The sequence below is a fragment of the Actinomadura sp. NAK00032 genome (assembly GCF_013364275.1).
GTDB lineage: Bacteria > Actinomycetota > Actinomycetes > Streptosporangiales > Streptosporangiaceae > Spirillospora.
The window spans coordinates 2026819-2038593 of sequence record NZ_CP054932.1 but is presented as its reverse complement, the minus strand read 5'-3'; the positions used below and the strand labels follow the sequence as shown (position 1 = coordinate 2038593).

General features: G+C 70.6%; 14 protein-coding genes. 9 read left to right on the top strand and 5 right to left on the bottom strand.

Annotated features, from left to right (window positions below; translation table 11 throughout):
* The first annotated feature begins 40 nt into the window (after positions 1 to 40).
* Genes HUT06_RS09470 through HUT06_RS09460 form a run of 3 tightly spaced genes read left to right on the top strand, consistent with a single transcriptional unit; the run spans position 41 to position 3179 of the window.
* Positions 41 to 634 carry a hypothetical protein gene (locus tag HUT06_RS09470; RefSeq protein WP_176195373.1) on the top strand — a complete coding sequence of 198 codons (594 nt, stop codon included), beginning with the start codon at positions 41 to 43 and terminating at the stop codon, positions 632 to 634.
* A 23-nt stretch (positions 635 to 657) separates the two neighbouring features.
* Complete coding sequence (locus HUT06_RS09465) at positions 658 to 1422, top strand: hypothetical protein (protein WP_176195372.1); 765 nt, start codon at positions 658 to 660, stop codon at positions 1420 to 1422.
* The gene (locus HUT06_RS09460; protein ID WP_176195371.1) at positions 1419 to 3179 is read left to right on the top strand and encodes a serine/threonine-protein kinase; all 1761 of its coding nucleotides are present in this window, start codon (positions 1419 to 1421) and stop codon (positions 3177 to 3179) included. The genes HUT06_RS09465 and HUT06_RS09460 overlap by 4 nt, the downstream gene beginning before the upstream one ends.
* An 8-nt stretch (positions 3180 to 3187) precedes the next feature.
* Here HUT06_RS09460 and HUT06_RS44445 read toward each other — a convergent pair whose 3' ends face one another.
* Positions 3188 to 4063 carry a hypothetical protein gene (locus tag HUT06_RS44445; protein WP_254715071.1) on the bottom strand — a complete coding sequence of 292 codons (876 nt, stop codon included), beginning with the start codon at positions 4061 to 4063 and terminating at the stop codon, positions 3188 to 3190.
* Positions 4060 to 4440: an ATP-binding protein gene (locus HUT06_RS09450; protein WP_176195370.1), complete on the bottom strand. Its 381-nt coding sequence runs from the start codon at positions 4438 to 4440 to the stop codon at positions 4060 to 4062. Before HUT06_RS09450 ends, HUT06_RS44445 begins: the two co-directional genes overlap by 4 nt.
* Before the next feature lie 132 nt (positions 4441 to 4572).
* On the opposite strand from HUT06_RS09450, the gene HUT06_RS09445 reads away from it, so the two are divergent.
* The 4 genes from HUT06_RS09445 (at position 4573) to HUT06_RS09430 (ending at position 6083) form a co-directional block, all read left to right on the top strand.
* A complete protein-coding gene (locus tag HUT06_RS09445; protein ID WP_176195369.1) occupies positions 4573 to 5361 on the top strand; it encodes a helix-turn-helix transcriptional regulator in 789 nt (262 codons plus the stop codon).
* Entirely contained in the window at positions 5346 to 5531 is a 186-nt protein-coding gene (locus HUT06_RS09440) for a DUF397 domain-containing protein (RefSeq protein ID WP_176195368.1), read from the top strand. The genes HUT06_RS09445 and HUT06_RS09440 overlap by 16 nt, the downstream gene beginning before the upstream one ends.
* A gap of 116 nt (positions 5532 to 5647) precedes the next feature.
* Positions 5648 to 5827, top strand: a complete 180-nt coding sequence (locus HUT06_RS09435; RefSeq protein ID WP_176195367.1) for a DUF397 domain-containing protein — start codon at positions 5648 to 5650, stop codon at positions 5825 to 5827.
* Between the two features lie 19 nt (positions 5828 to 5846).
* The gene (locus HUT06_RS09430) at positions 5847 to 6083 is read left to right on the top strand and encodes a DUF397 domain-containing protein (RefSeq protein WP_368406963.1); all 237 of its coding nucleotides are present in this window, start codon (positions 5847 to 5849) and stop codon (positions 6081 to 6083) included.
* Between the two features lie 70 nt (positions 6084 to 6153).
* On the opposite strand, the gene HUT06_RS09425 is transcribed toward HUT06_RS09430, so the two are convergent.
* The 3 genes from HUT06_RS09425 to HUT06_RS09415 all read right to left on the bottom strand — a co-directional run bounded on the left by HUT06_RS09425 (position 6154) and on the right by HUT06_RS09415 (position 10116).
* A complete protein-coding gene (locus HUT06_RS09425; RefSeq protein ID WP_176195365.1) occupies positions 6154 to 8661 on the bottom strand; it encodes an ABC transporter permease in 2508 nt (835 codons plus the stop codon).
* Positions 8658 to 9458, bottom strand: a complete 801-nt coding sequence (locus HUT06_RS09420; protein WP_176195364.1) for an ABC transporter ATP-binding protein — start codon at positions 9456 to 9458, stop codon at positions 8658 to 8660. Before HUT06_RS09420 ends, HUT06_RS09425 begins: the two co-directional genes overlap by 4 nt.
* A 91-nt stretch (positions 9459 to 9549) precedes the next feature.
* The gene (locus HUT06_RS09415) at positions 9550 to 10116 is read right to left on the bottom strand and encodes a dihydrofolate reductase family protein (protein ID WP_176195363.1); all 567 of its coding nucleotides are present in this window, start codon (positions 10114 to 10116) and stop codon (positions 9550 to 9552) included.
* Positions 10117 to 10225: 109 nt separating this feature from the next.
* On the opposite strand from HUT06_RS09415, the gene HUT06_RS09410 reads away from it, so the two are divergent.
* Both HUT06_RS09410 and HUT06_RS09405 read left to right on the top strand, forming a co-directional pair.
* A complete protein-coding gene (locus HUT06_RS09410; protein WP_176195362.1) occupies positions 10226 to 10759 on the top strand; it encodes an AAA family ATPase in 534 nt (177 codons plus the stop codon).
* Between the two features lie 204 nt (positions 10760 to 10963).
* Entirely contained in the window at positions 10964 to 11698 is a 735-nt protein-coding gene (locus HUT06_RS09405; RefSeq protein ID WP_217711261.1) for an alpha/beta hydrolase, read from the top strand.
* Positions 11699 to 11775 lie beyond the last annotated feature (77 nt).

Below are 11775 nucleotides of genomic sequence, written 5' to 3'. Positions count from 1 at the left end.
CGTATTCCGCCCCGTTGTCGGCTGCCGCTCAAGGAAGACGATGCGCGCCCGGTTGGTACGTTCCTCCCCGCTCCGGTCAAGCCGCGCCGCCTCCCTGCTCGCCGCCGCGTCCCTGCTGGCCGTCGCGGGGTGCGGATCGTCCGGCTCGTCCTCGAACGGCCGCCTCGACCCGAACGGCTCCCTCGACAACGGCGCCGCCACCCCGTCCCAGGTCGCCGACGCCCCCTCGGCCGTCCCGACGGAGGAGCTGTTCAAGACCGTCCTCAAGCGCTACCGCGCCTACCAGGACGCCTACAAGAAGGCCTACGACACCAACGACCCATCCGGCCTGGCCGACGTCGCCATGGACCCCCTCCTGACCGAGGTCACGGACGACGTCGAGGCCACCAAGGCCAAGGGCGTCATCTGGCGGTTCGCGAACACGTTCAACCCCCGCGTCTACGCCCGCTCCAAGGACAGCACGAAGGTCTACGTCATCGACTGCGTCCGCACCCTCGCCGCCTACCGCTACTCCGCCAAGACCGGCAAGCGGACTGAGACCCTCCGCGGCGGGGCCTACGTGTACCGGGCCACCGTCCAGTACGACTCCGGCACCTGGAAGGTCGCCGCCAACGTCCGGGACCGCCAATGCTGACGGTCCGCAGGGAAGGACACGCGATGCCGCCCCACACCCCCACAGGGCGCCGGACCGCCACGGCCTCGGTCACGGCGATCGCCTTGGCGCTGCCTCTGCTCGTCGCCGTTCCGGCCCGGGCCGAAGGCTGCTCAGTCGATCAGAGGGAACTCGCGAACTGCAATCTCATCGTCCGTACGCCCGGCACGGGAGGCGGCGGTGGCGGGACCGGAGGCAGCGGCAACAGCGGCCCGACGCTGCCTCCGCCGCCGGAGGGGCTGACTCCCGAGCAGGCTCAAGGCGTCGTTCCGGTCCCCGGCGTGGACCCGCCCGCCGCCGCGCCCCCCGCCACCGCGGACCTGCTCGCCATGGCCAAGGCCGCCACCAGATTTCCCGAAGTCGTGGTCCACACGGCGCCCAAGGACAAGACGTTCGTCGGTCTGCGGACATCCTTGTGGGTCGAGGGTTTCGACGACGTGGAGACCAAGCCGATCAGCATCGGCGCGCAGACAGTCCAGCTGACCGCCGAGCCCAAGTTCGTGTCATGGGACCTGGGAGAGAAGAAGGACTTCATCTGCCAGGACGCCGGCAGCGAAGACGGCAAGACCTGCAACTACACCTTCAAACGCTCGTCTGCCGCGGAGCCCGGTGGCGCCTACGAGATCACGGCGACCATCGTCTGGGACGTCGCCTGGACGTGCGTGGGCGTCGACTGCGACACCGGTGGCGCCACCCTTCCGCAGAATCCGATCCAGTCCGAGCCCACCCCGCTCACCGTCGGTGAGATCCAGACGAACACGGGCCAATGACAACGGCCGAGCATCGACTCCCCGGCTTCATCGAACTGGCGAAGTTGGGCACGGGAGCCCAGGGCGAGGTCGTGCTCGCACGGCACCAGACCGGCGGTCCACCGGTCGCGATCAAGTACCTGGCCGCCGATCTGCTCGGCGACAGGGCCGCCAAGAGCGTCTTCCGCGACGAGGCGCAGATGCTCAAGCGGGTGAACAACCCGCATGTGGCGCGCTTACTCGACTACCTGGAATCCCCGTGGGGCGCTGCGATCATCCTGGAGGCAGTACCGGGCCGTCCGCTCCGCAAGGTATTGGACGAGCACGAAGGGGCGCTAGCACCTGAAGCGGCACTGGCGACGTTGAAGGGCTCACTACTCGGCTTGGCGGCCGCGCACGGGGCCGGGGTCGTCCACCGCGATTACAAGCCGGGGAACGTGCTCGTCCAGGACGACGGGCAGAGCAAGCTCATCGACTTCGGAATCGCCGTACTCACCGGGCAGGGCGGCCGGTCAGGGACGCCCGCCTACATGGCTCCCGAACAATGGGCGGGCGGCCCCGCCACTCCCGCGACCGACATCTACGCGGCGACATGCGTCTTCGTAGAGTGCGTTACGGGGCGGAAGCCCTTCGGGGGCACGGCTCTCGCCGAATTGAAGGTTGCGCACGAGGAGGGTTTCACCTCCTTCGAGCGTGTGCCCGAGCCGCTGCACCCGCTCGTCCGGCGAGGCTTGGCGCGAAGTCCAAGTGACCGAACTTGGAACGCCTACGAGTTCGTGAGCGAACTCGAAGCGGTCGCCGCCCGCGCCTACGGGCCCGACTGGGAACGGCGCGGGATCCTCGCGTTGGGCACGATAGCCGCGACGGTGGTAACGGCCGTCCCTTTGGCGATGCTCGGGAGCGCCTTGCTGGCCCCCGGCATGTCGGCGACCGGCGCGGCCGCGTCCACGGCCTCTGGCTACATATCGGCAGGTCTCGCGCAGGGCGCGACGTCGGTGGATGTCATGGCGAAGACCGGCACCTCCGTCTCGAAGGGCTTCCTCAGCAAGATCGGCGGCGCGAAGGGCGCCGCCGGCATCGGGGCCGCGGGCGTGGGCGGCGTGATCGCGGCATGGCTCTTCTGGCCAGGTCCGAGCGTGGGCGGGACGAATCATGCCGGGGTGCACGCGTACTTCACCAAGCCCGGTGTCCTCCTCGGCCAGGCGAACCTCCCCGCCGCCGAGACCCCGTACATCGACTTCAAGTACACGCTGACCCCCGCCAGAGCCAAGACCGGGACGGAAGTACGCCTCGTGGAGGAGTTCCGGGGACGCACTCCCGGGGGCCTTTACTACACTCCGAGCGGCGAACGCCGCTGCTCCGGTGAAGAAGTGAGCCCGCCCAATAGCCATCCGTACGAATGGGGTATCGGACTCGGCGAGAACCAACTGGACATCAAAAGCTCTGATTTCATGGCCTTCTACCGCATCCCGCCAACGAAGCGCAGCGATATTCCGCAAAAGACGTCCAACGCCATCATCCTCCCCGTCCGGAGCGACACGACGGGTGAGCAGCAGCCGTTCGTGCAGGCGGAATGCGCCAACATTAGCCGCTGGACGACCACCACAAGGATCGTACTTCCCGGCCATGATCTGTTACCGCCGGGAAAGTACCTGGTGACACCCCATGTACCCATGAAGGTCACGAAGGCGGTCCGTGGTGACGAGGCCATCCCGCCGGAATCGGCGGGGGCGAGGATCGACGGAACGCTACCGATGATCGAGGTGCTGGACGACTGAGCCGGTCGTCACGCGGTGGGGAGCCATGCACCTGCGGGGCGCGTGGATGTGCGGCGGCGGTGATAGGACAAGGTCGCGGCTCCGATGAGCGGCCCCCAGGCCAGCATGGGTGCATAAGAAGCCGCGCCGAGCAGGCCGAGGTCTTCAGAGACCGCAGGATGATCCGGGCGCTCCTTGCCGATGAGTACAGGCGCCGAATCCACGAACCCGAACACCGCGTTCAGCCCGCCGTAGGCGGCCAGCAGAGTGATCAGCACCGCGGCCGTGGCGAACGGGACCACCACCATGCGCACCGGGGGCGTCCGGCCGCCCACAAACGGAACCCACCGGGGAACCGCCTCGCCCCATGGACGCACCAGCGCGAGTGCAAGCAGGCCGAACGCGAAGGAAACCGCACTGAGCGCCGGGATGTAGATCGCCTCGCCGATCGTGGCGTCGTCAGGGATCAGCGTGAGACGGAAGATCGAGGACGGCAGCACGCACAGGGGGATGGCGTAGGCGATCCATCGGGCCCGGCGCGGGATCACAGGGGCAAGGTGCACATCGGCGGCTTCGTGACGTCGCATGCCTCCACGCTCGCCGCAACGCCCGCCGCGCAACTCCCCCGCACGACCGGAGCCGATCCCCCGCGCGAGGGAATCCAGGCTCCCAGAGCGACGAGCACGGTCGCCCCTCGTCAACGAGCCGATGCGCCTGACCGGCACCCTCCGAGCCACGAGGTCAGCAGAGAACTGCGGTTCGCCGCGCATCGCCGCCTCCAGTAGTTCCGGCGACGACGCCGAGATGAGCCGTCTTCCCGAGGCCCGCCACATGCCGCGCTCCACCGACACGGCCCAGCCGGGAAAGCGCGTCCGCAGCCGGGCCAGCGCGTCGGCGTCGTTCACGCCGCCCCGTCAGGTAGGAGCGCCCACACTGCCTTCCCGCCGCCTCCGAGGGGCTGCGCACCCCACTCCTTGACGAGCGCGCCGAGCATCGCCAGCCCGCGCCCGTCCTCGCTCAGCAGGTCGACCGAGCCCGGAGCCGGCAGGACGTCGGAGGAGTCGCACACCTCCACGACGGTGCCCCTGTCCGCCTGAATGAGCCGCACGGTCGCCGAGGTGCTCACGGTGTGCTGCAAGACGTTGGTGAGGAGCTCCGACACCACGACCTGCGCCACGTAGGCGTCCTGCCCCCACTTCTCCAGGACGTCCCCCGTCCAGTCCCGAGCCGATTTGACCGACTCCGCCCGAACCGGGACGACGATCTCCGCACGCCCCTGCATAAACGATCACCTCCGGATTTCCGTGACTCTGTGCACAGAATCCACTGCGAGGCGTAGTGTCGCCACGGAACAACGCCAACACACGCACACCGCTGTCAGAAGGTGTGAGCCAGTTCCAGGGAGGTGCGCCACTTGGCTGCACGCAAGCCGACGCGTCAGACGATCTCCTTCGGCCAAGAAGTGACGCGGCTTCGCCAGGAGGCTGGACTATCACGGCTAGAGCTGGCCAAACGCGCCGCAGTCAGCCGCAGCTACATCGCACAAGTAGAGAACGGGACGACTCGCTGCCGGCAGGAATTTGCCGTGCGCTTGGACGAGGCCCTCGGCACCGGCACCACACTTCGCGACGCCTGGGACGACATCCTCAAGTCGTCCGCCCATCCCAAGTTCTTCACCGACTACTCAGAGGCCGAGTCCACCGCAGCACTGCTGCGCGCCTACCACGAGACCTTCGTTTACGGTCTGTTGCAAACTCAGAGGTACGCGCGTGTGCTCCTGCCAGCCGACAGCACCTATGAAGGACGCATGCGGCGTCAGCAGGCCCTGAGGAGCGAACCAGCACCGACGATCTGCGTCGTCATCGGAGAAGCCGTCCTGCTGCGAGAAGTCGGCGGTCCGGACATCATGCGCGAACAGCTCGAGTTCCTACTCGAGGTGTCTCAATGGGAGAACGTCTCACTTCAGATCGCCCCTACTGCTTACTACCGAGGCATCAGCGGCTCGTTCGATCTCGCGACGCAACCAACCGGCGAAGAACTCCTGTACCAGGAGACCTCCACTGGGGGTGTCACTTCGAGCGATCGAGACGATATCTTGCATATCGTCACGGCGTTCTCAACCTTGCAGGCCAAGGCACTGAGCAGCGACGCCTCACGCGAGTTCATAAGAAAGGTAATTGAGGAGCGATGGACGAGCAGATGACGGTGTGGCGAAAAGCGCGGCAGAGCAACGACCAAGGGGGATCCTGCGTGGAGTTGGCCGCCCTCACTGGAGGTGTGGGCCTTCGGGACTCCAAAGACCCGGAGGGTCCCAAACTCCTTCTCCCTCCGGCCGCATTCCGCACGCTCCTGACCGACCTCAAGCAGCGGTAATCCCCTAATCAGGCACGTGGCCCCTGGCGCACGGCCGGGGCCACGGCATGCCTGGACAACCCAGCGCCACGCACCCACGCTTCACCCAGGGCCAACCCCTTGAGGAGGGCGTCGACATGGATCAGGTGACATGGCGTAAAGCATGGCGAAGCAACGATCAAGAAGGGGCGTGCGTGGAGGTCGCCATGTTCCCCGACGCCATCGGCATGCGGAACTCCAAAGACCCGGACAGGCCCCACCTGCTCCTCACCGCAGGCGCATTCCGCGCACTCCTGACCGAACTCAAGCACTGGTGACTGGCAGCGCTGCTGGCGGATGCGCTTCCGTCGTCGTAGGAGCACGGAGTCTCGTCCGAAAGGTTCTGGGAGGACGATGGAGTTGAACTGGCGTCGGTCTAGTTACAGCGACAACCTTGGCGGCAACTGCGTGGAAGTGGCGCCGGTCGCTGGAGGTGTGGGGGTGCGGGACTCCAAGGTGCCGGGCGGGAGTGTGATTCTGCTCGGTCCGGTCGTGTTCCGGGCGCTTCTGGCCGAGTTGAAGCGGTGGCCGTAGGGCGCCCCGAGCAGCCCGCACGCCCCGCGGCGTGGGTGGCCGGGGGCGTGGACGGCGGGTGGGCCGCTGGTCAGGGCTCTAGGGGGCCGCCTCGCAGGGTGATGCGGGTGGTGGTGAGGGTGGTGAGGACGGTGGATGCGAGGGCTGCGGCGGCGATCGCGGCCAGGAGCCAGGGTGGGCCGCCCGGGAGGGGGGAGTCCAGCACGCTGAGGCCCGTCGGGACCAGGGTGAGGGCGGCGATCAGGAGGCCGAGGGTGATGCCGGCGGCGGCGACGAGGGTGGCTTCGACGGCCATCATCCGCAGGATCTGCCGGCGAGTGGCTCCCACCAGGCGCATCAGCCCGAACTCGCGGCGGCGTTCGGCGGTCGCGAGGGCCTGGGTGTTGATCAAGGAGATGACCGCGTAGCCGACGACGACGGCGAGGACGAGCCAGGCCATGGTCGCCTGGGTGCGGTCCTGGTCCTGCTGGGCGGCGGACAGGGCGGCGCGGTCGGCGAGGTGGAGGCCGGGGCCGCCGCTGGAGGTCAGTGCGGTGGCCAGCGCGGTGCGGTCGGTGCCGGGTTCGGCGCTGATGAGGATCTGCGGGACGAGTCCGGTGCCGGTGTGCGGGGCCAGCAGCGCGGCCGGTACTAGAGCGGTCTCGTAGCCGCGCCGTGCGTCGATGGTGGCGACGAGCTTGAGCCGGGTGCGGGTGCCGTCGCCGAGGCGCATCGGGATGGCGTCGCCGATCCGGTGTCCGGTGGCGTAGCGGGTGGGCAGCGCGATGGTGTCGCCCTGGAGTGCGGTCAGGGTGCCGGTGGCGGCGCGGTAGGAGGTCGTCCGATCGGCTCCCTGGGGCGTGATGCCCTGGAGGGCGAGTTCGGTGGGCTGCGGACCGGCCGATTCCTCTTCCTCGCCGCCGGAGGGCGTGGGCGCCGCGGTGGGCTCGATGAAGCCCCGGCTGGGGATCTGGGCGGTCGCGGCGGCGACGCCGGGGATCGCGCGGACGGTGTCGAGGGTGTCCAGGGGCATCCCGCCGGCGGTGGAGGTGAGCACGAGGTCGGCGCGCTGGGCCTGCTCGAAGGCGCGGCGGTTGCCGTCGGACTGGGTGGTCTGCAGGTAGGTCAGGCTGAGGGCCAGTCCGCTGGCGAGCATGACCGGCATCACGGCGGCGGTGAGGCGGGCGGTGCGGGCGCGGGCGTTGGCGGTGGCCAGTTCTCCGGTCAGGCCGGACAGCGCGCGGACCGGACGGGCCAGGGCGGTGGTGATGGCGCGGGCCAGGACGGGGCCGAGCAGGCCGAACGCGATCGTCCAGACCAGCGCGGCGGGGGTGGCGACGCCGCCGGCGTCGGGGCCGTCTGCCCCGGCGGTGCCGACCGCGAGCGCGGCGCCGCCGCCCAGGCACAGCACGCCGAGACCGACCCGGCCGGCGCTGAACCAGCGGCGTTGCAGCGCGGCCTCGGCGAGCGCCTCGGCCGGGCGGGTGCGCGCCGCCTGGTGCGCGGCCATGAAGGCGGCGCCCAGCGCGGCGGCGAGGGCGAGACCGGCGCCGGCGATCAGCGGGAAGGCACCGGAGCGGAACGCGACCGCGTCGGAGACCACGCCGCCGTGGGTGAACGCCTTCAGCAGTCGTCCGCCGAACCAGGGGGCGAGGAGGCAGGCCGGCACGGTCGCGGCCACCGCGAGGATCATCGTCTCGGCCAGGATCATCCTGCGGAGCTGGCCGGGGGTGGCGCCGACCGCGCGCAGCAGCGCGGTCTGGCGCTCGCGCTGCCGGATCGACAGGCCCACGGTGCCGGCCACCACGAACACCATGGCCAGTGCCGCGAGGCCGCCGAACGCGGCGGCGAGCGGGATCAGGTCGTCGGTGCCCTCGATCAGGCCGGGGTCCTCGGCGCGCCCCCGGTCGTCCCCGGTCAGCACGGCCGGGCCGGACCCGATCGCGGACTCCACGGCGTGCGCGACGCGGCCGCCGTCGGCGCCGGGCGCGAGCAGCACGCCCACCGAGTCGATCTTGCCGGGGTGTCCGGTCAGGCGGCCCGCGTCGGTGTCGGTGACGAAGACGTCGGCGGTGCCGGCGGCCAGCCCGACGATCTGGAACCGTTCGGTGGCGCCGCGCACCAGCAGCTCGACGCGGCCTCCGGTGTGCAGGCCGGCCCGTTCGGCCAGGTCCTCGCCCAGCACGAGCTGCCCGGGGCCGGACGGCGCGGTGCCCTGCGCGAGCCGGTGCGGGGCGAGCCGCGCCGAGGCCCAGTTGTGCCCGGTGACCGCGCCGTGAGAGGCGAGCGCGGCGGGGAAGGAGACGTCCGGCACCGCCGCGGCGACCCCCGGCACCGCGCCGATCTTCGCGGTCAGGGCGGCGTCCAGGCGGGCCCGCTCGGGGAAGATCAGCTCCTGGACGGTGCCGTGGTAGCGCTGGTCGCCGGTGACGACGATCGGTGCGGCGGCCAGCCGCTGCGGCGGCGCGGCGGAGCGGATCCCGGTCTCCAGCAGCCCGCCGCAGCCCACCACGATCAGCGCGCCCAGGAACAGCGCGGCGAACGAGGCCAGGAAACCGCCCTTGTGGAACCGCAGCATGCGCAACGCGATCGCGGTCATCGGCCCGCTCCGTCCGCGCCCAGGCGGGTCATCTGCGCGGCGACCCGCTCGACGGTCGGCAGCTCCAGCTCACCGGCCAGGCGTCCGTCCGCGAGGAACAGCGCGCGGTCGGCGTGCGCGGCGGCGACCGGGTCGTGGGTGACCATCACCACCGTCTGCCCCGTCTCCTCGACCGCCTCGCGCAGCAGGGCGAGCACCTCCCGGGCGGTGCCGGTGTCCAGCGCGCCGGTCGGCTCGTCCCCGAACAGCACCGCCGGCCGGGTGATCAGCGCCCGCGCGATCGCGACCCGCTGCTGCTGGCCGCCGGACAGCTCGCCCGGCCGGCTGCCCAGCCGGCCGCCGAGTCCGACCCGCTCCAGCACCTCCTCCACCGCCCCGCGCTCGGGACGGCGGCCCGCCAGCCGCAGCGGCAGCGCCACGTTGTCGCGCACGGTCAGCGCGGGCAGCAGGTTGAACGCCTGGAAGACGAAACCGATCCGCCGGCGGCGCAGCCGGGTCCGCTCCCGCTCGCCGAGCGAGGTGAGCTCCACGCCGTCCAGCGTCACCGAGCCCGACGTCGGCCGGTCCAGCCCGGCGGCGCACTGCAGCAACGTGCTCTTGCCGGAGCCGGACGGCCCCATGATCGCGGTGAAGGCGCCCTTGCGCAGCCCGACGCTCACCCCGTCGAGGGCGACCACGGCGTTCCTCGTACTGCCGTAGACCTTGCGCACCGACGTCAACCGGACGGCGTCGGCAGAGGCGGGCGCACCGGCCGCGCCGCCGCCACCGAGAAGTGCTTCTTGCTGGGAGTTCGTCATGACGATCATCCTCTGAAACGGGCCGGGGCCCCCGGCAGGATCGATCGGCTGAACTTGCCGTCCACCGATCGGTGGACGGCGGGACGGGCGGTTACTCGGTCGGCGGGGTGGGGCGGTAGCAGAGGCGGACCACGCCGGAGGGGAACGTCGTGGTGTTGACGAGTTGCAGGCGGACGGGCCCGATCTCGTCGAAGATGCGGGGGCCGGTCGCCCACAGGTAGGGGTTGACGGTGAACCAGAACTCGTCGACGAGGTCGGCGGCGATGAGGGCGCGGGTCAGCTCGCCGGCGCTCGGGGAGATCAGGTTGCCGGCGTGCTCCTCCTTGAGGCGGCGGATGCTCGCGGCGAGGTCGCCGTCGAGCAGGGTGGCGTTCCAGTCCAGCGGTCCGGTCAGCGACCGGGACGCGACGTACTTGGGCATGCCGTTCATCCGGGCCGCGTACTCCTCGAAACCGGGCACGTCGGCGAGCTGGGGCCAGACGGCGGACAGCCCTTCGTAGGTCTTGCGCCCGAGCACCATGGCGTCGGCCGCCTCCCACACCTCGCGTCCGAACCGCGTGCTGTCGGGGTCGTTGACGAACCATCCCTGCGGCTCGGCCTCGGGGGCCTCGAAGGCGCCGTTGACGGTCATGGCCACGTTGATGATCAGTCGTCCCATGGGAAGCTCCTTGTGATCGGTGTTCTAGGCGGCGGCCAGGACGGCCGCCAGCTTGTCGAGGCTCTGGCCGGGACGGGGTTTCTGGCGGCGTGGAGAGGGGGTTGCGGCGGTGGAGGGGTTCGTTGTGGTCACCGGAGGGCCCGGGTCCGGGAAGAGCACCTTGATCGACCGCTTGGAGCGGGCGGGTTTCGCGCGGTCCCAGGAGGCCGGGCGAGGCGTCATCCAGGACCAGGTGGCCATCGGAGGCCGCGCGCTGCCCTGGCAGGACGTCGAACTGTTCGCCGAGATGATGCTCTGCTGGGAGATGCGCTCCTACCGCAGCATGCAGGCGCAGCCGGGGACCGTCCTCTTCGATCGCGGGATCCCCGACATCGTCGGCTATCTCCGCCTTGAGGGACGGCCCGTCCCGCCGCATCTGCACACCGCGGCGCGCACCTTCCGCTACCGGCGGCGCGTGTTCATCGCCCCGCCCTGGCCCGAGATCTACGAGCAGGACACCGAACGCAAGCAGTCTCCGGCCGAGGCGGAACGGACCTACGAGTCCATGGTCACGACCTACGCCGAGTACGGCTACGAGCTGGTGGAACTGCCCCGCGTCCCCGTCGAGGAGCGCGTCCGGTTCGTCACCGAGCAGCTGTGCTGAGTGCGCGCGCCATAAAGGAGTGGAGCGCGGACGGGCCGGTTGATAGGTTGCCGTCGGCCGTGTTCTGACACTTGGAGGTGAGCCCCATGAACGCTGTACCGATGTGGGTGCTCCCCTCGTCGTCACGGTCGGGCGATTGACGTAGGGGTCGCCGGGAGCGCCTCGACAGTCAGGCACTCCCGAAAGGCACCACCTGTGCATCCCTTGCGATTCACTGCCGAGACGTCGTCCGGCGGCGTCATCGAACGCGACTTCACCGTGGACGGCGTCCCCGGTGTGCTCTGGTCGGCCGGCAGCGGCCGCGCGCCGCTCGTGCTGCTGGGCCACGGCGGCGGCAACCACAAGAAGTCCCCGGCGATGTCGGGCCGCGCGCGCCTCCTCGTGGAGGGCTGCGGCTTCCACGTCGCCGTCCTCGACGCCCCCGGGCACGGCGACCGGCCGCGCACGGCGCACGACGAGGAGGAGATCGCCGCGCTGTACCGGGCGCGGGAGGCGGGCGAGCCGGAGGGCCCGGTCGTCGTCCGCTACAACGCCCACCTGGCGGAGCGCGCCGTGCCGGAGTACCGGGCGGCGCTGGACGCCCTCCAGCGGCTCCCCGAGATCGGCGCCGACGGGCCGGTCGGCTACTTCGGGCTGAACATGGGCACGGCGGTGGGCGTCCCGCTGACGGCGGCCGACTCCCGGATCACCGCCGGGGTGTTCGGTCTCCACTGGCCCGACCGGCTGGCCGAGGCGGCGAAGCGGATCACCGTCCCGGTGGAGTTCGCCATCCAGTGGGACGACGAGCACATCCCGCGCCAGGCCGCTCTGGCGCTGTTCGACGCCTTCGCCTCTGCGGAGAAGACGCTGCACGCCAACGTGGGCAAGCACAAGGAGCTGCCCAGGTTCGAGGCCGACAGCGCGGTCCGGTTCTTCGCGCGGCACCTCGGCCGAGCGTGACGTGAGCGGCATCGGCGCCCGGTCCGGCGGGGCCGGGCGCCGGTGGCGTGCCCTCGCCGCGCGTCGGCCGCCGCACC